Origin of the sequence: Erythrobacter sp. Alg231-14, assembly GCF_900149685.1 — a bacterium.
GTDB lineage: Bacteria > Pseudomonadota > Alphaproteobacteria > Sphingomonadales > Sphingomonadaceae > Erythrobacter.
The window spans coordinates 1,798,747-1,820,196 of record NZ_LT702999.1; the positions used below are offsets into that span (position 1 = coordinate 1,798,747).

At 55.8% G+C, this 21,450-nt stretch carries 21 protein-coding genes; 12 read left to right on the forward strand and 9 right to left on the reverse strand.

The features are described 5' to 3' along the window. Positions 1–12: 12 nt before the first annotated feature. On the reverse strand, positions 13–1,020 hold the full coding sequence (locus tag BQ8290_RS08570; protein WP_108789312.1) for a beta-eliminating lyase-related protein: 1,008 nt from the start codon (positions 1,018–1,020) through the stop codon (positions 13–15). 51 nt (positions 1,021–1,071) lie between these two features. Between BQ8290_RS08570 and BQ8290_RS08575 the strand changes: the two genes are divergently transcribed. Continuing rightward, positions 1,072–1,377 (forward strand): N-acetyltransferase, encoded by a 306-nt coding sequence (locus BQ8290_RS08575; protein WP_108789314.1) that lies wholly within the window; start codon positions 1,072–1,074, stop codon positions 1,375–1,377. A 6-nt stretch (positions 1,378–1,383) separates the two neighbouring features. Here BQ8290_RS08575 and BQ8290_RS08580 read toward each other — a convergent pair whose 3' ends face one another. Together BQ8290_RS08580 and BQ8290_RS15160 are read right to left on the reverse strand one after the other, a co-directional pair. Next, on the reverse strand, positions 1,384–2,940 hold the full coding sequence (locus BQ8290_RS08580) for a PH domain-containing protein (protein ID WP_337661242.1): 1,557 nt from the start codon (positions 2,938–2,940) through the stop codon (positions 1,384–1,386). Then, a complete protein-coding gene (locus BQ8290_RS15160; RefSeq protein ID WP_337661243.1) occupies positions 2,937–3,788 on the reverse strand; it encodes a PH domain-containing protein in 852 nt (283 codons plus the stop codon). The genes BQ8290_RS08580 and BQ8290_RS15160 overlap by 4 nt, the downstream gene beginning before the upstream one ends. A gap of 80 nt (positions 3,789–3,868) precedes the next feature. Here BQ8290_RS15160 and BQ8290_RS08590 point away from each other — a divergent pair, with 80 nt between their 5' ends. Together BQ8290_RS08590 and BQ8290_RS08595 are read left to right on the forward strand one after the other, a co-directional pair. Further along, positions 3,869–4,519 (forward strand): glutathione S-transferase N-terminal domain-containing protein, encoded by a 651-nt coding sequence (locus BQ8290_RS08590; RefSeq protein ID WP_108789318.1) that lies wholly within the window; start codon positions 3,869–3,871, stop codon positions 4,517–4,519. After that, positions 4,519–5,298, forward strand: a complete 780-nt coding sequence (locus BQ8290_RS08595) for an SDR family oxidoreductase (RefSeq protein ID WP_108789320.1) — start codon at positions 4,519–4,521, stop codon at positions 5,296–5,298. Before BQ8290_RS08590 ends, BQ8290_RS08595 begins: the two co-directional genes overlap by 1 nt. Here BQ8290_RS08595 and BQ8290_RS08600 read toward each other — a convergent pair. Both BQ8290_RS08600 and BQ8290_RS08605 read right to left on the reverse strand, forming a co-directional pair. Next, on the reverse strand, positions 5,295–6,641 hold the full coding sequence (locus BQ8290_RS08600; protein ID WP_108789322.1) for an MFS transporter: 1,347 nt from the start codon (positions 6,639–6,641) through the stop codon (positions 5,295–5,297). The two genes, BQ8290_RS08595 and BQ8290_RS08600, sit on opposite strands and share 4 nt — an antisense overlap. Continuing rightward, entirely contained in the window at positions 6,613–7,404 is a 792-nt protein-coding gene (locus BQ8290_RS08605) for an SDR family oxidoreductase (protein WP_108789324.1), read from the reverse strand. The genes BQ8290_RS08600 and BQ8290_RS08605 overlap by 29 nt, the downstream gene beginning before the upstream one ends. Positions 7,405–7,565: 161 nt before the next feature. Here BQ8290_RS08605 and BQ8290_RS08610 point away from each other — a divergent pair, with 161 nt between their 5' ends. From BQ8290_RS08610 to BQ8290_RS08620, 3 genes are all read left to right on the forward strand, one after another. Further along, a complete protein-coding gene (locus BQ8290_RS08610) occupies positions 7,566–8,867 on the forward strand; it encodes an aromatic ring-hydroxylating oxygenase subunit alpha (RefSeq protein ID WP_337661244.1) in 1,302 nt (433 codons plus the stop codon). Positions 8,868–9,122: 255 nt separating this feature from the next. Next, positions 9,123–11,564, forward strand: a complete 2,442-nt coding sequence (locus BQ8290_RS08615; RefSeq protein ID WP_108789326.1) for a TonB-dependent receptor domain-containing protein — start codon at positions 9,123–9,125, stop codon at positions 11,562–11,564. Positions 11,565–11,699: 135 nt separating this feature from the next. After that, entirely contained in the window at positions 11,700–12,926 is a 1,227-nt protein-coding gene (locus tag BQ8290_RS08620) for an SRPBCC family protein (RefSeq protein ID WP_108789328.1), read from the forward strand. A 3-nt stretch (positions 12,927–12,929) separates the two neighbouring features. On the opposite strand, the gene BQ8290_RS08625 is transcribed toward BQ8290_RS08620, so the two are convergent. Both BQ8290_RS08625 and BQ8290_RS08630 read right to left on the reverse strand, forming a co-directional pair. Then, positions 12,930–13,394: a nuclear transport factor 2 family protein gene (locus tag BQ8290_RS08625; RefSeq protein ID WP_108789330.1), complete on the reverse strand. Its 465-nt coding sequence runs from the start codon at positions 13,392–13,394 to the stop codon at positions 12,930–12,932. A gap of 14 nt (positions 13,395–13,408) precedes the next feature. After that, positions 13,409–14,371 (reverse strand): SDR family oxidoreductase, encoded by a 963-nt coding sequence (locus tag BQ8290_RS08630; protein ID WP_337661245.1) that lies wholly within the window; start codon positions 14,369–14,371, stop codon positions 13,409–13,411. 124 nt (positions 14,372–14,495) lie between these two features. Here BQ8290_RS08630 and BQ8290_RS08635 point away from each other — a divergent pair, with 124 nt between their 5' ends. Together BQ8290_RS08635 and BQ8290_RS08640 are read left to right on the forward strand one after the other, a co-directional pair. Further along, a complete protein-coding gene (locus BQ8290_RS08635; protein ID WP_108789334.1) occupies positions 14,496–15,503 on the forward strand; it encodes a zinc-binding dehydrogenase in 1,008 nt (335 codons plus the stop codon). Between the two features lie 2 nt (positions 15,504–15,505). Then, a complete protein-coding gene (locus BQ8290_RS08640; RefSeq protein ID WP_337661246.1) occupies positions 15,506–16,057 on the forward strand; it encodes a nuclear transport factor 2 family protein in 552 nt (183 codons plus the stop codon). Between the two features lie 11 nt (positions 16,058–16,068). Here BQ8290_RS08640 and BQ8290_RS08645 read toward each other — a convergent pair whose 3' ends face one another. After that, positions 16,069–16,485 (reverse strand): hotdog domain-containing protein, encoded by a 417-nt coding sequence (locus BQ8290_RS08645; RefSeq protein ID WP_108789336.1) that lies wholly within the window; start codon positions 16,483–16,485, stop codon positions 16,069–16,071. 105 nt (positions 16,486–16,590) lie between these two features. Here BQ8290_RS08645 and BQ8290_RS08650 point away from each other — a divergent pair, with 105 nt between their 5' ends. The 3 genes from BQ8290_RS08650 (at position 16,591) to BQ8290_RS08660 (ending at position 19,522) form a co-directional block, all read left to right on the forward strand. After that, the gene (locus BQ8290_RS08650) at positions 16,591–18,177 is read left to right on the forward strand and encodes a fatty acid--CoA ligase (protein WP_337661247.1); all 1,587 of its coding nucleotides are present in this window, start codon (positions 16,591–16,593) and stop codon (positions 18,175–18,177) included. Then, complete coding sequence (locus tag BQ8290_RS08655) at positions 18,177–18,716, forward strand: VOC family protein (RefSeq protein ID WP_337661248.1); 540 nt, start codon at positions 18,177–18,179, stop codon at positions 18,714–18,716. The genes BQ8290_RS08650 and BQ8290_RS08655 overlap by 1 nt, the downstream gene beginning before the upstream one ends. A 68-nt stretch (positions 18,717–18,784) precedes the next feature. Then, positions 18,785–19,522 (forward strand): enoyl-CoA hydratase-related protein, encoded by a 738-nt coding sequence (locus BQ8290_RS08660; RefSeq protein ID WP_108789340.1) that lies wholly within the window; start codon positions 18,785–18,787, stop codon positions 19,520–19,522. 5 nt (positions 19,523–19,527) lie between these two features. On the opposite strand, the gene BQ8290_RS08665 is transcribed toward BQ8290_RS08660, so the two are convergent. Beyond that, positions 19,528–20,064 (reverse strand): nuclear transport factor 2 family protein, encoded by a 537-nt coding sequence (locus BQ8290_RS08665; protein WP_337661249.1) that lies wholly within the window; start codon positions 20,062–20,064, stop codon positions 19,528–19,530. An 87-nt stretch (positions 20,065–20,151) separates the two neighbouring features. On the opposite strand from BQ8290_RS08665, the gene BQ8290_RS08670 reads away from it, so the two are divergent. Next, on the forward strand, positions 20,152–21,444 hold the full coding sequence (locus tag BQ8290_RS08670; protein WP_108789344.1) for a cytochrome P450: 1,293 nt from the start codon (positions 20,152–20,154) through the stop codon (positions 21,442–21,444). Positions 21,445–21,450: the final 6 nt, after the last annotated feature.

Consider the following 21,450-nt stretch of genomic DNA (forward strand, 5'->3'; position numbering starts at 1 on the left):
TTTGGGCCCCGCTCACAAGCTGGCGATCGCTTTACCGAGCGCCGCGGCGTCTTCTGCGCGGGTATCCCACGCGGTCACAAATCGCGCAGCGTCATCGCCCCAATCGTAGAACGCGAAATCCTGCGAGCGTAACGCATCGCGTTCGGCGCCCGAAAGCCGCACGAACAATTCATTGGCTTCAACAGCATGCATCAAACGATCGCCGCAACCGGCGGCAATCTCTTGAGCAGCGGCGTTGGCGTGCCGTGCATTGGAAAGCCACAGATCACCGTTAAGCATCGCCAAAATTTGCGCGGCGAGATACCGGCCTTTGCATTGCAGGTGCCCAGCCCGTTTCCGGCGGTATTTTACTTCTGCGGCGCGATCGGGATCGAACAGGATGACTGCCTCTGCGCTCATCGCTCCGTTCTTGATGCAGCCAAACGCTAGGCTATCGACATCACCCGCGGCGACGGCGGCGGAACCGCCCAAAAACGCAGCCGCATTGGCGAAACGCGCGCCATCCATATGCATGCCCAATCCGCGCGTCTTGGCAAAGTCACACAGAGCAGTGAGCTCTTGTGGGGTGTAGCTGCGCCCATATTCACTTGCCTGCGTGATGGATATTGCGTGGGCTTGAACCTGGTGCACATCATCACGGATCGGATCAATCACCGCCGCAATGCCCGCCGGTGTCAGTTTGGCACCATCACCCGACGCATGGATCAATTTGGCACCGTGGAGATAGAAACCGGGCGCACCGCCTTCATCCACTTCGATGTGAGCCTCTTCGTGGCAAACTACTCCGCCATGCGGTTGGCACAGCGTGCCCAAGGCAAGGCAATTGGCCGATGTACCAGTCGCCACCCATAAGGCGGCGCACTCGCGCCCAAACAAATCGGTGAAACGAGCATCTAACTGCGCCGATAATGCATCCCCATCGTAGGGATTATCGGCGCTGTCGGCTGTGCGCATCGCCTCCCACACATTGGGGTGGACGGGCGCGGCGTTATCCGAAAGGAAGGGCTTTAGCTTAGTCATCAACCATCGCCTCTACTCGCGATACCGCCAAGCGCAAGACGGAACAAACCTATGACGGATCAAAATCAAGGCGTCTCGATCACTCATGTGAGCGAGGGCGCAGGCGGCAAATACATCGCCGAAGTCCCCGGCGAGAAAGCGGTTGGCACGTTGGAATGGGAACCCAGTGGGCACAATGTCCGCGTCGCAACCCACACAATTGTACCGCCCGAAATTGGCGGGCGCGGGATTGCCGCGTTGTTGGTGGAGCGATTGGTCGAGGACGCCATTGAGCACAGTTTCACAATCGATCCGCAATGTTGGTACGTCGCGAAGAAATTGGATGCGAACCCAGATTGGTCGCATCTGCGGGCCTAACAAAGTCTAAGCTTTTTCTAGCTGGGAAAAGTCTGTTTGCGCGATGGTTTCCAACACTTCGCGGCGCACTTCGCGGGCGCGTTCGACCGGAACACCGGGCACCGAAAATTCGCCTCCCGCCTGACCCAGATGCAGCGTCGCATACCCACGCAATCGCGCGATTGGCCCTTGCGAAATTTCAACCGAATGAAGTTTTAGCCGCGTGGCAATCTGACTGCGCGGGGACAAAACACCTTTTGTCGCCATGATCTGATCGGCGTCCAATGCGTGGCGCTGAAACCGCCAAGCCATCGCATTCGCGATGGCAGCAATGCCCGCCATTACAAGGGGAATTCCCGTCGCCAGCGCGGTCCAGTCGGGCGAAAATATAGACGTTGTCACAAATGCGATTGCGGCAGCGATCAAAAAGAACGCCGCATCCCAAAACGCGCTATCGACCATGTAACGCCCACTTGCGCGCCGCCAATCGGCGTCTGGGCCGGGTAAACGAAATCCTGCCGCCTCCACAATAGGTGCGATCTCGTGCATTTTTGCAAATGGTGCGACCACGTGGCTTGATGCGCCGCTATCTTGGGCAAGACTGACGAAGCTCAGCCCGTGCCAGCCGAAACGATAGCGCAAGAACCGAGTCCCGATCTTAACACCCTGAACCCGATGAACGGGCATCACAACGTCGGTGCGGGTGAACAGGCCGCGACGCCGCCTAAAACCGCGCGCTGTGCGTTCCAACAAAAAGCCCCATTCTCGGGTGAAGACGCGTAACATCCCGGTCATCGATCCCACCACAAAAACCGCAATCAACGAAGCGATCGCGCCCAACACCTGAAGCCCCGTGCTTGCTTGGCGCAATTGCCCGCCTTGATCCTCAACCCAGCCCAGCCAAAGATCCGCGTTCCAAAATTCAAATTCGAACAAGCTGCTCGCATATTGTGCCAAACCGGCCAACACCGCGAAAACAGCCAGTGAGAATTCGAAGAGGCCAAAGGTGAACAACCGCCCCGGCCCCATCGCGAACAATGGTTCGCCTTGCTCTTCTGCGATGGTTTCGGTCGCTTCTCCGCTTGCATCAACGACGGCGGATTCGGCGCCATCGCGGCGTTCACGGACCAATTGGCGCAATTCTTCGCCATCGGCCTCGCGCAGATATGTCAGGCTTAGGTCATCTCCCCCGCCCGCGCCGGTTTCAAACTTGACCGACACCAGACCGAACAAGCGAGGGAGCAATTTTTGCTCAAGGCTGACATCTTGAATCCGTTCAAACGGGACCGATCGCGCAGACCGGCTAAGAACGCCGCTTTCCACGCGAATATCTGTCGCGCCGATTGTGTATGTCAGCCGTTTCCATCGGATATAAGAGAAGAACGCCGAAACAACGGCGATCGCCACACCAACGCCCAGCCCGATTAATAGGGCCAATCCGCTGGAGCGCGCGCTGAAACCGGCGAAGACCGCAGGGAAAATCGCATTTTGAAGGCCGCTTAACGTGCCCACAAGCACGCTCAATGGCGCGGTGTTGCGCGGTTCGACGTTTGGTGTTTCCGGTGCGCTATCGTTCACGTTCACAACGTTTCGCGTTTAATGTGCGCGCGGATTTCCTCGCGCATTTCAATCGCCAATTCATGCCCCAATCCGGGCAAGCGAACCGATGCGTTGTGACTACCGGCTGTGTGCAGGGTCATGGTTGCGATACCCATGGCCCGTTCAATCGGACCTTGGTCAACATCGATGTGTTGGACGCGGCCAAATGGCACCACCGTGTCGGAATGCCACATAATCCCGCGAACCACACGCAGCCGGTCGCGGCTGATTTGATAGCCGCGCGCATTGTATCGCGCGGCCGGGATGCGAATGATGAGGAACAACGCAAAAAGAACCGCCGGCCCCGTGATGAAGCCATACGGGATACCAAATTCGCCGCTGACCAATTCGTCGGCGATTATCGCGACGATCATTAGGATCACCGCCCCAATCACAGCGCCAAACCGCATCAACAATTTGTAATTGGGATGCAGGTTGGTCAACTCACCTTCATCATCGACCTCACCCAATATCGATTTGCGGACCGCGGGAGGATCAGATGCGTCGGTCGGTTCGGGCCGTGGTGCGTATTTGGAATCGCGGGGATACGGCGTAGAAGCCTTTGCCTTTGCCGATGCCGATGCCGCCGGGGCGGAGGGTTTAGTGGGTGTGCTATTCGGCGTTGATTGCGCATTCACCGTTGGCTCTTCCCACGGTTTTGCGCCGGCCTTATGGCCAAACAATTGGCGGGCGCTGTTGGGCTGCCCTGTTTTGGGTGGATCATTTTCGCCGTCGCTGCTCATACCCTCTAAGATGCTAAGAGCGGGCGATCCGCGCAAGGGCAAAGTGCGGGATGAGAACGAATATTCGACCGATGGACGACCCCATCCCATCTGCGCCTATCGCATTTATCAGGGCCCGATAGCGGCCTGGATGCATAAAAGATAAAACAGCCCATCCATTCAGGAGATAGATGATGACCAAACTGCATTCCAGCTTAGGCCCCAATCCGCGCCTTGTGCGGATGTTCCTTACCGAAAAAGGAATGGAAGAAGGAAGCGATTTTGAACGGGTCCATTACGACATCATCACCGGCGAAAATCGCCAAAGCGCCGAATACACCGCCAAAAACCCGCTTGGCACAATTCCAACATTAGAATTGGATGATGGCACCTGTTTGACGGAAAGTTGGCCAATATGTGAATTTATCGAAGAGAGTCATCCAACACCAAACTTGTTCGGAGAAAACGCCCGTGAACGCGCGGAAGTGCGCAAATGGGCACGGCTCTTCGATCAAGAGATTGTAGTCCCAATGACAATGGGTTTTCGCGCAGGCGGTGGACGGCCAATGTTCGAACCCCGGATGAGCGTCGTTAGCGTCGAAGCGGGCGCAGAATTGTCGGCCATGTCCGACGAAAAATGGCGGTTCTTCGACAGCGTCTTGGGCGACAGCAATCACTTGGCCCTTGGCCGTTTCACCTTCGCCGATTTGCTTATGTTCTGCTTTGCCAATTTTGGGTTCACTGTGGGATGGAAACTGCCTGAGGGAACGGACAACCTTGCCCGTTTCGTTGAAACTCACAATGCCCGCCCAAGCGCAGCGGTCTGGCAACAGGCAGAGTAATGCCGGATCTTAAAGGAAAGGTCGCCATCGTCACCGGCTGCGCCAGCGGAATTGGCGCGGCCACCGTGCGTCGGTTGAGGGCCGATGGTGCCGAAGTCTTGGGGACGGATATCAACACCGAATGGGGTGAGCCCGTGTGCGAAGAGGCAGGCGCGGCCTTTGCCGTCCACGACGTCGCCGACTTTGCGGCATGGCCTGACATTGTCGCGCAGGCAGTGGACCGTTGGGGCCGGCTGGATATTCTGGTCAACAATGCAGGCACGGTTTCATCGATGTCGATCGAAGATGTCACCGATGAAATGTGGGATCGGATTTACAACATCAACATCAAAGGAACGATGGCCGGTTGCCGGGCGGCCATCGCGGCGATGAAGGAAAATCCCTTTATCGGCCAAGATGGATCGTCGGGGTCCATCATCAACATTAGTTCAACGTCTGCGATCGGCGCATTGCCCAGCGACGTGGCCTATTGTTCTAGCAAAGGGGCCGTGCGGGTGCTTTCCAAATCGGTCGCAACACATTGCGCGAAACAGGGGTACAACATCCGGTGCAACACCGTCATCCCCGGTGCAACCGACACAAACATTCTGGCTCAGGCTGAGAATGTTGCGCCCGGATTGAAAGAAGCCGTGGCGGCGACATCGCCGATGAACCGCTTGGCGGACCCTTCTGAAACGGCGTCAGCTATTGCTTTTCTCGCATCGGATGAATGCGCGTATATGACCGGATCGGAATTGTTGGTGGATGGCGCGATGATGTCGATCCACCCCGGCTTTTAGTCGGCAGCCATCCGATCAAGATGGCCAGAGCCGCGCATTTGCGCCGCGGTCCAAGCGAACACAGCCATCGCCGCGACGCCAGAAGCAAGACACACCGCGAACACCGCAATAGTGAGAGATTGTGTCTGTTGAGTGGGGGCAAGCCAATCGCTGATCCAACCGATGACATACAGGCCCAATGCCTGCCCAACGAGATTGTTGAAGAAGAGCGCCATCGCCACCGCAAACCCACGCTGGCCCGGTTCAACAGCAGCCTGAATCCCCGATAGGATTGGCGCCTGGCTGGCCACATAGATGCCGTAAGCGAGCGCGAAAAAGCCGAGAAACGGCCAGAACGCTCCTGAAGACAGGCTAACAGCCAAGGGCGCGACACAGCCTAAGCTTACGATGCCCGGCAGCCATGCGCGCCACCGTTCGTCACGACGAGTCAACCAACCGGCCACATAACCACCCAAAATCGGGCCCGGTATACCGCCCAACAAAAACGCAAGCCCAAGGTAAATGCCCACATCGCCGCTGGAAATGTCAAAGCTGCGCATCATGACGGCAGCCATCCACACAGCGAGGGCGTATCCGATCATGATTTGCACCGCCCAGCCCACTGCGAAGCCCATAAAGACGCGGTTATCAACCAATGTCTTTATGCCTTCGCGCAAAGGAGGTTGTTCAATCTTGGCCTCTTTGGGAGCGTATTGGCCTCTGCGCGGTTCTCGCATGGTGAAATACACGATCGCGCCGATCGCGATGCCCGGCAAACCCATCAAAACGAACGCCCAACGCCAACCGAAAAGCTCGTTCAATTGTCCGCCAACCAACAATCCACTGGCCGTGCCGACCGTGGCGCCAAGGGTGAGGAAACCCATCGCCTTGGCCAATTCATCACGCCGGAAATAGTCGGATACGAGGCTCTGCGACGCAGGCCCAGAACACCCTTCGCCCACGCCTACGCCGGTACGCGCGAGAAACAACGTCCAAAAGCCGGTTGCCAATCCACACAAAGCGGTCATTCCACTCCAAAACGTGATGGCGGCGGACACGATGTTTTTGCGCACGGACCGATCGGCCAAACGCGCAGCGGGAAAGCCAACGATCACATAGGTGGCGGCAAAGGCCAGCCCCCCAATCAATCCGATCTGAGCGTCAGAAAAGTCGAATTCCGCCTTTATGTCTTCCAACAGAATGGCAAAAACCAGCCGGTCCGCGATGGAAAACATGCTGACCAATGTAAGAAGACCAAGCACGTACCAACGATACACGCCTTCACCCTTTTCGGGCGGCGACTGGCCGGTGGTGACCGGCTCTGGGCTCGATGGCTCAGTGGTGCGGTCTGGCGTCGAGGCCATTGTCCACCGGGATCGTCAAACCATTAAGGAACCGCGCATCGTCACTCGCAAGGAAAAGCACGCATCCGGCAACATCATGCGCGTCGCCCAAACCGTCTTGCGGCAAGGGGCCGGGATCGATCTTCATCAATTCCTCACCCGCGCGGCCAGAAATATCGCGAACCATCGGGGTTTCAATCCCGCCGGGCGCCAAGGCGTTGCAGCGAATGCCGTATCCTTCGTCCTGACAGTGCATTGCGATGCTGCGTGTCATGGATGAAATCGCCCCTTTCGCAGCGGTGTAGGCAGGAATCATAGGATACCCCATCAAAGCCGCAGTCGAAGCCATATTGACTATGCTGGATCCGCCCCCGCCATTTGTCTTGTGCCGATGTTTCATCAACGGCATCGCATATTTACAGCCTAAGAATGTGCCGCTGACGTGAATGTCTAAATGCAGCTTGAAATGGTCGAGCGAGCAATCTTCGATTGTTTCAAAGATCACATTGCCCGCGTTGTTGACCAGAATATCCAGTCCACCATGCCGTTCTTGAACGGCCTGCATCACGTCTTTCCATTGCTGTTCATCGGTGACATCCAACGCCATCGCGTCTCCGCCAATGCTGTCCGCCACTTCGTGCGCCAATTCGACCTCGCGATCGGTGACGATGACCTTTGCGCCTTCACTGGCCAGCCGTTCACAATCCGCCTTACCCAGACCCATTGCCCCGCCTGTTACGAGAGCCACGCGGCCCTCGACCCGTCCTGTCCCAGTCGTATTCATGCTCTCTCCCAAAAGCGCTTGTTTGATCACGCAGACTAAGACCGACGGCGCGTCACGCCACTACTTAAACCGATGAGGGCATCATTTTGTGCTTCCCTCCCAACCAAAGTGTCAGGTGTCGGCTTTGCGTGATGGACTATTTATACAGGCGGGAGAGGTCGATGATTGGTCCGAGCGAAGTCGCACGATTGAAAGCCCTGATGGAATGGGAAGGGCAACGCTCTGGTCCGCCAAAAGGCTTTCCCAAACTGCCCGACATGCCCGCCGCCCGCTACACCAGCGCAGAGTATTACGCTCTCGAACAAGAACACATCTTCCGCAAAAGTTGGCTGTTCGCAGGGCATATTGATGAAGTGCCAGAGCCGGGTTGCTATATGCGGTGGCACAATGCGGGTGACCCGATCATCATTGTCCATGGGATGGATGGAATAGTCCGCGCGTTCTACAACACGTGTCGGCATCGCGGGGCGCCGGTTGTCACCGAAGATTTCGGCAAATCATCGCGTTTGATGTGCGGCTATCACAATTGGACATACAAAACCGACGGCACACTGATTGGGGTGCCCGAGCGGCAGGATTTCCCCCCTGATTTCGATATGTCTTGCCGCGGATTGATCCCGGTTCGGTGCGAATTGGTGGGCAATGTCATCTTCGTGAATTTTGATGATGACGCTATGCCGTTGACCGAATGGATGGGGCCGATACTTGATGAATGGGACGAATTTGCCCTCGACCGGGTGCGCCTCGCATCGCGTCACTCCTTTGATCTGAATTGCAATTGGAAGGTTGCGATGGAGGCCAATATGGAGGTCTATCACGTCCCCTTTATCCATCCTGAGACGGTTGCGCCGCTGGTCGATTCAAAGCGCAATCTCAACACGATGTATCCCAATGGCCATGCCCGCATGCTCGCCCCGCCCCCGAGCGACACCGATCGCGAACATGTACGCGCCGTCGATAGCCCGCCGGGGTGGCAGCAAATCGAAAGCGTCGGCGAGTTGGGCCGAACCCACACGCAAAGCTACACGCTGTTTCCCAATTGGGTCTCTCCGCTCTCCAATTTCTTCGTTCCGCCATTGGTGTTTTGGCCGACATCTTTGACAACGACACGGTTAGAATTGGTGACGATGGCGCTCGATTGGGGCGATGAACCGGCACCTGACCTTTGGACCGTTCCCGACCCATCCAAACCGAATGGCCGCGATATGAGCCCCATCATCCTTGAAGACACGCAATTCGGCGAAGCGATTCAAAAATCGATGCAAAGCGCCGCCTTCAAAAGCGTGCCGTTGTCGTATCAAGAGGCCCGGATCTATTCCTTTCACCAAAGCTGTGACCGCATGATTGGAAAAGGCAATGTCCCTGGTCCCCTAGCCGTCGAACAGGTGATCGGCGACGAATGGGTTTGGCCCAATGATCCGCGCGTTTCGCAAATGGAAATGGAAGCAAATCGCGCCAACTGATCGCCCAAATTGAGTTTTATGGCCCTTCCGCTTACGTAAGCTGACGTTACGGCTTTGGGCTTTGACGTGGCATTGTGACCAAATAGTCGCACTTTCCGATGATCCCTAGCGCTTTTGCTAGATGAGCCGGGATACCCCTCTCCATACACTCTCCATCACACTGACAGTTGGCTCGTAAGCCAACGCAGGACCTTCGAAAGAAGGATTGGGGAACAAGCGACGGAGCCATCGCTCCGGACCTTAAAGGGAGAGAGCATGATGATCACAGACAACACCCGAATTGCCACCAATGGCGGTTTTCGCCGCGCCTTAATGAGCGGAGCAGCCATCGCAGCTTTCGCATGCGCCCCACAGGTTGCTTTCGCGCAAGACAACGAAACCGAAGAAGCCCAAGACGGCGAATTTGGTGATCGTGTGATCGTGGTTCAGGCTCGTCGCCAAAACGAATCTCTTCAAGAAGTTCCGGTTACGGTGACCGCGATTGGCGCCGAAACACTCGAAGCATACGGCGTTGACCAAGTTGCCGATGTGGTCGGCCGCGTTCCGACATTGAACGTGCAGGTCGGCGGCTCCGGTTCGGGCGGTCAGCTTTCGCTGCGCGGGGTTGGCTCCTCCAACATTTCTGCTGCTTTCGATAGCGCAGTGGCGTTTGATTTTGACGGCGTCCAAGTGTCAACGATGCGCCTTGTTCAGGCGGGCTTTTTCGACACGCAACAAATTGACGTTCTGAAAGGGCCGCAATCGCTCTTCTTTGGTAAATCGGCATCCGCAGGTGTTTTTGCGATCCGCTCTGCCGATCCAACATCAACCTGGGAAGTCGGTGGCCGCGCCCAGTATGAATTCGAAGAAAAAGGCTACACGATCAATGGCTACCTCTCCGGTCCATTGAGCGACACTTTGGGTGTTCGCATTGCCGCGCAATGGAACGATATCGACGAGTTCCTAGAGCTTCAGCCCGGAACGCCAGCCGTAAATGGTGATTTCCGCGGCACTGACAATTTGGTCGTTCGCGGAACCTTGGATTGGGAGCCGAGCGACATCTTCGACGCCAATCTCAAACTGCAATATGTCAAAAACACCAACGATGGCGCGATCCAGCATTCGGACATCAATTGTGGCGCCAACGGCGTGGCAGACTCCATCGTCCTATTGGGCGGCGCGATCAATATTGACCCGGGCTATGACTGCAACAGCACCGATCAACTCTACTTCCTGCCAGACGCAGCCGCCGCGCTTGCACCGGGAGTACCAACGCCATCTCCGGCTGCGGGTCGCAACGGCGTTCCGTTCGGTGAAACAGAGATTTGGTTTGGCCGGTTGCTCTTCAACCTCGACCTGTCCGACACATTGACGCTCACATCGACAACCGGTTTCCTCAACATGGATGCCGTCGATTTTGACTGCTATTCATATGGCGGCCAATTTCCAGACGGCGCAGGCGGGTTTGTCGCCGGCGGCGTCGGTTGTTCCGATCCTGAGAACGAATTGGAACAATACAGCCAGGAAGTGCGCATTGCCTCCGATTTCGGTGGAGCGTTCAACTTCATGCTCGGTGTGTTCTATGAAGATCGCACCTTTGTGTTCGACACGGCGCAACAGGCGGTGAACATCTCATTCCTCGGCGCGGATCCGATCACCGGCTTCACCTATGACTGGGATAAGCGGCACGTCACCAAAACAGAGGCATTCTCGGTGTTTGGTTCGGTGCAATTCGACCTGACCGATCAATTGGAGCTTTCTGGCGGTGTGCGGTACACCGATGAAACCAAGACCCAAACGATCTCGGTCCCGGCGCTTCACCTGTTCCTTCAAGGTCCAGGCTTTGTGGCACCGGGTTTCTTCTCTGGCCCAATCGGTTTTGCCGATGACAACATCTCGCCAGAGCTGACATTGCGGTATCAGGCGAGCGACGACATCAACATCTTTGCCTCGTTCAAGACCGGCTTTAAATCGGGCGGTATTGATAACTCGGCGCTGCCATCCGCCAGCTTGAGCGCAGCGGCTCTGTCCGGCGATTTCTCGGCTCTGATCTTTGATTCAGAAACGACCATCGGCGGTGAGATCGGGATCAAGACTCAGTTTGATGATCGCAACATCACATTGAATGCGACGGTCTATCACTATGTGTTTGACGATCTTCAGGTTCAAAACTTTGACGCGGTCAACATTCAGTTCGCCACTTTGAACGCTGGTGAATTGACATCGCAAGGTGTGGATCTGGAATTCAGCTGGCGCACCCCGGTCGAAGGGTTGACCTTGTCGAGCAACCTGTCCTATCTCGACGCTTCATTTAGCGATACGTTCATCACTGCCGGTGGCGACGATCTGGATGGTCGTGATGCGGCGCGGGCGCCATCCTTCTCGGGCAATGTGGCCTTTGATTGGTTCATCCCTGTTGGTGACAGTTTGGAAATTGGCCTTGGTGGCAACGCCATCTTCTCTGGCGATTATCTGACCAATGAAGACACATTGAACAACGATTTGGTTCAAGATGGTTATGTGACATTTGATGCCCGTGTTTCGGTCGGTGATGCCGACGGTCGGTGGAAAGTTGCCTTGGTAGGCAACAACATCAACGACGAAATCTGGACCAACACTTCGGGTGGTCGCCCATTCCTGCCGGTGGGCGGTGACGATCTGGTTGTTACCCAAAACCGCGGACGTCAAATCTTCGTGGAAACCAGCTTCCGGTTCTAAGAGGCGCTAACTTTTTGGACCAAAGCTACGGGCGGGCCGCAAGGCTCGCCCGTTTGCGTATCCCTCCCAAAAACAAGCATTGCGCCGGACGCCAATCACAACGCATCCTGAGATCAATTCTGGGAGATTGAACACATGTCGCGCGACCAACTCATCACTATGACCCGCAGCCTCATTGACCATGGCGCAGCAGACACGATGGAATACGCCGACGATATCGTTTCCGTCCCGGCGCGCACATACACCGATCCCGACCTGTTCGAATTGGAGAAGCGCAATATCTTTAAACGTTTGCCCTTGATGGTCGCGCCGTCTTGCGAATTGCCAGAACCGGGTGACTTCAAAGCGATGAACATTGGCGGAGTGCCCTTGCTCCTTACGCGGCAACGCGATGGCACCGTTGGGGCATTTCTCAATATGTGCAGTCATCGCGGCAATCCCGTCGTGCCCGACGGCACCGGCAATGCAACGCGCTTCACCTGTGGGTATCACGGGTGGACGTTCAAGAATGATGGCGGCTTGGTCGGTGTCGCAAGCCCCAAGGATTTTGGCGCGGTAGACAAAGCAGCCCTGTGCCTCAAACGTTTTCCAGTCCATGAAAGTGCGGGTTTGATTTGGGCTACGCTCGACCTCGAATCCAAGCTTTCGATACCCGATTATCTATGCGGATATGACGCGCTGTTGGCGGCGTTTGGATTTGATGGTTGGACATTGTTCGCGCAACGCACTTTGTCCGGGCCAAACTGGAAAACGGCTTACGATGGCTATCTCGATTTTTATCATCTGCCGGTGCTGCACAAAGACACTTTTGGTGCCGATTTCTTCAACCGTGCCAATTACTTTTTCTGGGGGCCTCACCAACGCCTTTCGAGCCCGTCCAAGTTCGCGCAAAAAACGGGCAGCGATGAAATGCTCGACCTGTCGGTGATGAGCGACGACGAATTGCCGGCCGACGCATTAACCCAAGGGGTTTGGACCATCTTCCCGCACATTTCGATCGCCAGCTTTTACGGCGGCGGACAACGCGGGGCGTTGATCTCTCAACTCTTCCCGGGCGACAATGTCGGTGAAAGCTACACCACTCAATATTACGTCATGGAAAATCAGCCCGAAACAGAGGCCGACATCAAATCCGCGCATGAGCAGTTCGACTTCCTAGAAATTGTGGTGCGCGATGAAGATTACGCGACGGGCAAACGTCAGCATGAGGCCCTGCAATCGGGCATGCTTAAAGAAGTTTTGTTCGGTAAGAACGAACGCGGCGGACAAGTGTTTCACCAATGGGCCGCGAAGCTGACCAACGCGACAGACGAAGAATTGCTCGAGATTTTCGCGGCGGAACAACGCGCGGCGGCTGAGTAAGTCCTAAAAGTCGAATGGCCGCTCAACAACACTAGGCCCCTTATGAGTCGGATTGTCGTTGAGGGCCAATTCGACCAAAGCTGTGTCGAACAATTCGTGCAATTCGACAATCTTGCCGTCTTTGATGGTCATGATCTGACAATAGGTTTGAAGGTATTCGTGTCCATTGGTGCCCATGCCTCCGCCGAACATCAATCCAACGACCCGGTGATCATCGGCGCACATGATCCGCCATTTGCGCGAAAATTGCACGGTTTCAGGGACCAGTTTCCCGACAACAGCGTCGGCAACCAAAGGACCAAAACAGACATCCTTGCCTTCCCAACGCCCAGAAACCGGTGTCGAACCCAATAGGTTGAAGGCGACATCATCGCTGTGCAAAGCGGCCAATGCTTCAAAATCACCATCGGCCAACGATGTGTAAAACCGTTCCGCCACTGCGATGTTCGCGTCTCTCAATTCAGACATGGGTTCGACCGCCCTTACCCAAATGCGGGCCGGGAATTGCTCTCGCCCCAATCTTGGCGTTTGGTCCAATCGCCCAATGTTTCCAGCTCCCCCTCCAACTCGGGAAAGCGTTCATAGACGTGGTCCATATCCACTTCGAACGGCCGCGTCGGCGCTTCGTTGTTGTATTCGTAAAACGCTTGGATGCCTTTGGCGAATTCATCCCGCATTTCTGCGGGCATTGAATCCCCGGCGGCCTCGACAAGATAGCGGCCAAATTCTTCAGGTGAACACGGGTCATATGTGATGTCTTTGTCCAACGCATCGGACAGATATTGCGTGACCTGTTTGCCGACCAATCGTTCCGGGCCACCAATATTGATCCACGCGCCTTCCATATCGGGGCGATCCAAACTGGCGATCATAAACTTCGCCACATCATCGAGGCTGATCCAATTGGCTTCCAATGCCGGGTTGTGCGGATAGACATAACGACCCTCATTCACGATGAAGGGGCGCGCCCAATTGGTGAGCAGATTGTCCATAAACAACACGCTACCAAACACTGTGCCCGGGCAACCTGAGCGCCACAATGCATTGATACCTTTAGTGTTTTCGCCATAGGTGAATGGGTCACCTGGGCGATCCGGGATCCAGCTTGATGTGTTCCAAACCAGCCGTTTGACGTCCAATTCTGCACCCACTTTGCCAAGTTCGCCGATTAACACTGCGCGGTCTGCACGGGCTTGCAATGGGTGGGTGTAAAAGATGTAATCCGACCCTTCGAGGGCGGGTTTGAACGTCGCAGGATCGTAAAGGTCCATCGGGCGCACTTCGACCCGATCAATCCCATCAATCTTTGATCCGCCAAAGGGGTCTTCTTGACGTGAGATCGCGCGCACATTGTACCCCGCGCTCAACGCTTGCTTGACCTGCGCCATGCCTTGACGGCCGGATGCGCCGACGACTGTGATTAATTCCCCAGAATTGGCCATCATTCTCTCTCCCATTTGCTGAGGCACAGCCTACGAATGCCGTCGCCCCTTCGCACCGCGCCAAATTGATAGCGCCCTAGCAAAAGCGCGGCTTGTCGCGGCGGCGCGACAACCGGACAAGGTGGATATGCAAAACCGATATTGGCGCATCGAAAACCGCCCCGATGGCATCAACTTTGCCAACGCGTTGGCGTTGGTTGAGGAGGCAGTGCCGCCGATTGGCGATGGCGAGATTTTGATCCGCAACATCATGCTTTCCATGGATGCTGGCACGCGGCTTTGGCTGACCGATCGCGAAGACGGCTATCAACCGCCATTGCCCACCGGCAGCCCGATGACCGGTTTAGTCGTCGGCGAAGTGATCACCAGTCGCGCGGAAGGGTTTGCAACCGGCGATTTGGTGCGCGCCTTTGGCGTGTGGGGCGAATTGAGCCAAGTCGACGCCGTAATGAGCGGAGCGGTCATCCTTGACCCGAGTGTTGACGACAAACGCGCATGGTTTGGCCCGCTTGGCATGAACGGTTGGACTGCGCTTTGGGGTGTGGAAGAAACGGGCGCGGCAAAACCGGGTGAACGCGTGCTGGTATCCGCAGCCGCCGGCGCAACCGGGATTTTGGCGGTGCAGATCGCAAAGCTTTTGGGATGTGACGCATGGGGCATTGCGGGCGGCGCGGATAAGTGCCGGTTCCTTACAGACGATCTTGGGATCGCGGGAGCGCTCGATTACAAATCGGGAGACCTTGCCGCGCAATTGGATGGTGCCTGTCCCGCTGATGGCGGCTTTGACGTCTATTTCGACAATGTCGGCGGCCCGGTGCTCGACGAAGTGCTCACCCATATGAACCATTACGGGCGTATCGCCGTGTGCGGTTTGTTGAACGATTACAGCAGCAACACCCGCACGGCGCCGCGCGAATTCGATCAAATTTTGATGCGGCGCCTAAGGGTCGAAGGGTTTTTCAGCCCCGATTTCATGGACCAAGGGGAGCGACTGACGAAGCGGCTTCGCGAATGGTATGAGGCCGGTGAATTGGTGATGCCCTATGATGTGACACAGGGCCTTGAAAACACATTATTGGCGTATGAGAAGCTCTTCACCGGGGGCAATATCGGCAAAGTTATCGTGGAGCTTTAAAAATGATGGGAACGTTAGAAGATCGCGCAGCCATTCAGGATATAATCGCAGCCTATGCTCACGCGCTTGACCGTCGCCGTTGGGGGATGATGGACCATTTGTTTCATGACGATGCTCAATTTCAATTCGGACTGATCTCTGGTGGGTGGCGCGAATTCGTGGATCAAGCGCGCGGAATCCTCGACCCTTGCCTCGCAACGCAGCATCAACTGGGTCAAATCCTCTATGCATTCTCCGATGAAAATACTTGCCACACCGAAACCTATATGACCGCTATGCACACTGTTCCGGCGGGCTATCCGGTGCCTGAGGTTTTCCCAGATAAAGGCGAGGTCTATTCCGCTGTGATCGCTGGTCGATATATCGACCGCTTCGAGAAACGGGGCGACGGAGATGATGGCGAATGGCGCATTGCGCACCGAACCGGCGTTTATGACTGGCGCGAATTCCGCGCGGTCGAAGGCGTCGATCTGTCAGATTTACCAGAGGGATCATGCGGGGCGCACAATGAAACCGACCCATCGACGCCCGTGGTCACCCGCCTCCTTGGTTAAGATCGTCGAGACTAACCCCGCTTTATCGCAAATACGCCCGTCATGGTCGCGATGCACACGCCATCGATTGTAATCTCGCCAGATGTGTATGCCGTGCGCCCGCCCAAGCGATCCAACCGCACGCGCGCTTCCAACCAATCGCCCAATTTGGCGCCTTTCAGGTAATTGACTTGAATGGTGATGGTCGACGGCGCCAACCTTGGCCGTTCTGCATCGTAGACCGCGTGGCTTAAAGCTACATCGGCAAAGGTTGAGATCACGCCGCCATGGGCGCTGTCCTGATAATTGATGTGATGGGCACAAATACGCAGGCCAACCAATTGCGGATCGGAGCCCTGTTCCTTTAGGAAATAGGGCCCGCCATGATCGAGGAAACCGGGCGAAAAACCGGCAGAGTCAAATCCAGCAGGAGGTTCAATTTCTGTCATTCCATCACCCTACACCGACCCGGCGCAATCAAACCGCTATGAATAGTGCCAATGCCACCAAAGCGAAGCCACGCGTAGCGTCCGCACATTATGGGAAATGACTTTATGATCGAAGCCAACTCTTTTTGCGACATCGTACGCGAACACGCGCGACTAACACCTGACAAGGACGCGTTCACTTTCGGCGATGAGACGATGTCCTTTGCCGACCTCGATACAGGCAGCAATCGGGTCGCCCACGCTTTGGCCAGCATGGGTGTGACCAAAGGAGAGCGCGTCTCGTTCCTGGGAAAGAACCACCCGCTTTATTTCGAAGCGTTGTTAGGCGCGGCCAAGATTGGCGCGGTGATGACCCCAGTGAATTGGCGATTAGCCCCACCAGAGGTCGCCTATATTTTGGACAACGCGCAAACGCGTATCGTTTTCGTAGGCGAAGGTTTTGCCGATATGGTCGCCCAAGTGCGCGGCGACACACCGTTGATCGAACACATTATCGGTATAGAAGCACCCGATCACGATGGACCTGATTATCGCAATTGGCGCGATGGTTTTCCGGCCGATCCTATCCTGATTGATATCGGCCTGCACGATGATGCGCTGCAATTGTACACGTCGGGTACAACAGGACGCCCCAAAGGCGCCGTGATGACGCATGGGTCAATCTTGTCGAGCCGCGGATCAACCGAGGACGGCGATGAAAGCGCAGATATGCGGGATTGGCAGGAGCCAGTCGAAGGCGACGTAACATTGCTGGCCATGCCGTGTTTCCACATAAGCGGGACCGGCACTGGGTTGGGCACAATGGTCGCTGGATCGAATTCCATCGTCCTGCCCGAATATGATCCGACCAAGGCGCTCGATCTGATTGAGAATTTCAACATCTCAAAGATCTTCTTAGTGCCGGCGGCGATTCAAATTTTGCTCAACCATCCGCGAGTCAAAGATGTCGATTTCAGTCGCCTGAAATACGTGACCTACGGGGCCTCACCGATCCCATTGGAATTGATGCGCGAAGCGATGGAAGTCCTTGGATGCGGCTTTGTCCAAATGTATGGGATGACGGAAACGAGTGGCACAATCGTCGCGCTTGATCCAGAAGATCACGTCCCCGAAGGATCACCCAGAATGCGAAGCGTGGGGACCCCTCTGGCAGGCGTTGAGGTCAAAATCATCGACGAACAGGGCAACGAAGTGGCTGCGAACGCGGTTGGCGAAATTGCCACGCGGTCTTCTAAGAATATGAGCCGGTATTGGAACAACCCGGGCGCGACCACCGAAACTATCGACGCCGATGGATGGTTGCGCACGGGCGATGCGGGATATTTGGACGAAGACGGCTATCTCTACATCCATGACCGGGTGAAAGACATGATCATATCCGGCGGTGAAAACATCTACCCGGCTGAGGTCGAAAACGCCGTTTATGCGCATCCCAAGGTTGCCGATGTTGCCGTTATCGGGGTGCCCAGTGAAAAATGGGGCGAAGAGGTCAAAGCCTGCGTCGTTGTGAAGGAAGGCGAGACATTAAGCCAAGCCGATCTCATCGCGCACTCGCGTGAACATATTGCCGGATACAAGTGCCCCAAATCGATAGATTTTATCGACGAACTACCTCGCAATCCATCTGGGAAAATCCTCCGCCGTGAATTGCGAGCACCCTATTGGGAAGGGAAAGATCGCGCGGTGAATTGATGCGTATGTTGGGCGATCTTGCGATAAGACAGGTCGCCTATTTCGTGCCTGACATTGAACGGGCGGCGCGCGCCCATAGCGAACAATTTGGTTCTGGCCCGTTCTTCACATTGCGTCATATCGCTTTAACGCACAGCATGCATCGCGGCATCGAACGCCGGTTCGACCATTCGTCTGCTTACGGTCAATGGGGCGATGTGATGATCGAATTCGTAATGCAACACGGCAACGAACCCAGTGCGATGCGCGATCTCTACCCATTGCAATCAGGCCGCTATGGGCTGCATCATATGGCCGTATTCGTCGACAGGCTCGACACGGCGATCGCCGATTTCGAAGCACGTGGCTTCCCTCTCGCACAATTATCCGAAACACTGGATGGGACGCGATTTGCATTTGTTGATGCAACCGCGAGCCTTGGCCATATGATCGAAATGTACGAACCCAACGAAACCCTGTTGGGATTTTACAATTTCGTGCAGAACGCGGCCGACGGTTGGGACGGTTCCGATCCTGTCCGCGCATTGGGCGGATCATGATCAAGCCATTCAACATTATAAGTACAAAGGCGCGGCCGTTGCAGCCGCGCCAATTTCGGGAGGAATAGATGACTCAGCTGGTCTTGCGTGAGGATTTCGGAGGTTGGGTGCAGCTAACCTTGAACCGTCCCGAAAAACTCAATTCCTTGAACGTAGAAATGTTTGCCGAATTGCGCGCGCATGTCGCGGATCTCGCCGATAGCACCGGAATTGGCTGTGTTGTCTTGCGCGGCGCGGGAAAGTGTTTCTCTGCCGGTCATGACCTGGGTGGCATTGCGGAGGGCGAAACACCGCCGAGCAAAGGGTGGCATTCAGAAACGCTGCGCTTGCTCGGAAAGCTCCCGATCCCGGTCGTCGCCGCGGTCCATGGTCATTGCTACACCGGCGCACTCGAAGTGGCATTGGCCGCGGATTTCATCATGGCAAGCGACACCGCCCGATTTGGCGACACCCACGCCAAATTTGCACTGACCCCGGTATGGGGGATGAGTGTTCGATTGCCGCGGCGTGTGGGATTGGCCACGGCAAAACGATTAATGTTCACCGCCGAAATGTTCGGCGCACAAGAAGCGGTCCGTATCGGACTTGCGGAGTTTACCGTCCCGGATGAGGCGTTCGATGCAGAAATCACCCGGCTCGCAGAACAGATCGCTGCGCAAAGCCACTTTAGCCACGCCGCCATAAAGCGATTGTTGGATCAAGCCGACGGCAGGCCCACCGATGACGGTTTGATCCGCGAATGGATGGACGGCGAAGGGCGCGGCCCCGACATGCATGAACGGATCGGGGCATTTCAGAAAAAATAGCCGCGTTACAATTTGCGGTATTTCGGATGATCCGGCCCATCGATCTTGAACGTGGGCAGCGGAAAATCGGGGTCCGGCTCAAATCCCGGCTGGTCGCGCAATGGGCTTTTCCAATCGACAATATATGTCCGCGCCGAAATGCGCCATTCGGGGCCTTTGTCATGGTCGCGTTTCTCCCACTCATCGAGATAACGCCCGCCGATCAAATCGCCGCCAATTGTGCCATCTTCTTGCAATCGGCCACCGCCAAAAATGCCGTAACATTCGCTGCTGGCGGCTGTGTTGGAATGAAACCGAATGAGAGGCGATGACAGCATATGCCATCGCCGCGCAAGCGATCGTTCGGTTTCCATGACCACCGACAAAAAGTCCTTCGCCGCACCGGTGAAAAAGCCGTACTCAATTTCTGCATCGGGCCAATAACAACTCGCCTGCCCTTCGGCGTCTAGCCAATCGAGCGTGCGGCAATATCGTTGAATCACATCGCCAATCGCCTGTTTGTCGATCAATTCCTGTATGACTTGATCCTTGGTGTCTGACACGCCGCCCCTCCTCAATCCGCCAGTTGATGATCCCGACTATCGGCCCGATCACGGCATGAAAGCCACAAGCAATTTCGGGAGGGAACCATGACCACCAAGGCAGGAACAGCGCAGCCAGCGGACAGCCCCAACATCAACTTGTTCGATCCTGGGCTGCAACAATGCCCGTATGACGCGTACAAACAATTGCGCGACGATGCGCCTGTCTACGCGATACCGGGCACCGATATGTTCGTCGTTTCTCGCTATGATGATGTGCGCGAAGTCTTGATGGATCCCACCCGCTTTCCCAGCTCCGCCGCCGATACGCCATTCCGCGCCAGCGCGGGCAATGTTCAACGCGGCGAGATGGTCGCCGCGCGTTTCGCGGAGAAAGGATGGGTCCCAGCCCCAACGCTAAACGGTCGAGATGATCCCAATCACAAACAAATGCGCGCCATGTTCAATCAAGCGTTCAAACCATCGCGCATCAAAGAAATCGACCATCACGTCGAAACGTTGGCTTACCAATTGATCGATGGCTTTATCGATGATGGTCACTGCGAATGGGTAAAGCAGTTTTGCGTGCCGCTGCCGTTGTTCATTATCGGCGAACAAATGGGCGCAAAGCGAGAGGATATGTGGCGGATCAAACGCTGGACCGACGCGTTCTTTCAACGCATTTCGCTCATGCTACCCGAAGACCGCCACATGGAGATGGTCGACCGAGAGATAGAGGCTCAGCACTATTTTCAACCCATCTTTGAGCGGCTCCGCGAGAACCCCGATGACAGTTTGATTAGCGTGTTGGTCAACACCGTGATCGAAGAATGGGGCCGCACTCTCACGGACAATGAACTGCACGGCGAAATGATGGCCGATACCTTTGTCGGCGGCAGCGAAACGACCACCAATGCTTTGGCGGCTGGGATGAAATTGTTGATCGAAAACAAAGATGTTTGGCATCAATTGAAATCCGATCCTGACCGCTACATGAAAACATTTGTCGAAGAGGTCGTGCGCCTAGAAAGCCCGGTCCAATCGTTGATGAGATTTGTACGCGAAGACACCGAATTATCCGGCGTGACAATACCCGCTGGCTCTATGATCAACGTCCGCTTTGCCGCGGCCAACCGCGATGAACGCACTTTTGACGCGCCGCAGAAACTGGACCTCAACCGCCCTAAAGCGGGTGCTCATATGGGGTTTGGGTCAGGCACCCACCATTGTTTGGGCGCCCCATTGGCGCGGCGGGAATTGATCTGGGGTTTCACCGCCGTTGTTGATCGGTTTGACGACATGCATTTTGCTGCAGGCAAGAACACATTTGAGTATCATCCGCACTTCTTGCTGAGATCGTTAAAAGAGCTGCATATCGAGTTTGAGCCCAAGCAGAAGTAGTCAGCG

Bases quoted from the DNA above. Each gene is read 5' to 3' on its own strand.
- BQ8290_RS08670 (WP_108789344.1), top strand. From the start codon at position 20,152: ATGACCACCAAGGCAGGAACAGCGCAGCCAGCGGACAGCCCCAACATC.
- BQ8290_RS08605 (WP_108789324.1), bottom strand. From the start codon at position 7,404: ATGAATACGACTGGGACAGGACGGGTCGAGGGCCGCGTGGCTCTCGTA.
- BQ8290_RS08575 (WP_108789314.1), top strand. From the start codon at position 1,072: ATGACGGATCAAAATCAAGGCGTCTCGATCACTCATGTGAGCGAGGGC.
- BQ8290_RS08590 (WP_108789318.1), top strand. From the start codon at position 3,869: ATGATGACCAAACTGCATTCCAGCTTAGGCCCCAATCCGCGCCTTGTG.
- BQ8290_RS08610 (WP_337661244.1), top strand. From the start codon at position 7,566: ATGATTGGTCCGAGCGAAGTCGCACGATTGAAAGCCCTGATGGAATGG.
- BQ8290_RS08615 (WP_108789326.1), top strand. From the start codon at position 9,123: ATGATGATCACAGACAACACCCGAATTGCCACCAATGGCGGTTTTCGC.
- BQ8290_RS08595 (WP_108789320.1), top strand. From the start codon at position 4,519: ATGCCGGATCTTAAAGGAAAGGTCGCCATCGTCACCGGCTGCGCCAGC.
- BQ8290_RS15160 (WP_337661243.1), bottom strand. From the start codon at position 3,788: ATGGGATGGGGTCGTCCATCGGTCGAATATTCGTTCTCATCCCGCACT.
- BQ8290_RS08625 (WP_108789330.1), bottom strand. From the start codon at position 13,394: ATGTCTGAATTGAGAGACGCGAACATCGCAGTGGCGGAACGGTTTTAC.
- BQ8290_RS08650 (WP_337661247.1), top strand. From the start codon at position 16,591: ATGATCGAAGCCAACTCTTTTTGCGACATCGTACGCGAACACGCGCGA.
- BQ8290_RS08640 (WP_337661246.1), top strand. From the start codon at position 15,506: ATGATGGGAACGTTAGAAGATCGCGCAGCCATTCAGGATATAATCGCA.
- BQ8290_RS08645 (WP_108789336.1), bottom strand. From the start codon at position 16,485: ATGACAGAAATTGAACCTCCTGCTGGATTTGACTCTGCCGGTTTTTCG.
- BQ8290_RS08635 (WP_108789334.1), top strand. From the start codon at position 14,496: ATGCAAAACCGATATTGGCGCATCGAAAACCGCCCCGATGGCATCAAC.
- BQ8290_RS08600 (WP_108789322.1), bottom strand. From the start codon at position 6,641: ATGGCCTCGACGCCAGACCGCACCACTGAGCCATCGAGCCCAGAGCCG.
- BQ8290_RS08655 (WP_337661248.1), top strand. From the start codon at position 18,177: ATGCGTATGTTGGGCGATCTTGCGATAAGACAGGTCGCCTATTTCGTG.
- BQ8290_RS08630 (WP_337661245.1), bottom strand. From the start codon at position 14,371: ATGATGGCCAATTCTGGGGAATTAATCACAGTCGTCGGCGCATCCGGC.
- BQ8290_RS08620 (WP_108789328.1), top strand. From the start codon at position 11,700: ATGTCGCGCGACCAACTCATCACTATGACCCGCAGCCTCATTGACCAT.
- BQ8290_RS08570 (WP_108789312.1), bottom strand. From the start codon at position 1,020: ATGACTAAGCTAAAGCCCTTCCTTTCGGATAACGCCGCGCCCGTCCAC.
- BQ8290_RS08660 (WP_108789340.1), top strand. From the start codon at position 18,785: ATGACTCAGCTGGTCTTGCGTGAGGATTTCGGAGGTTGGGTGCAGCTA.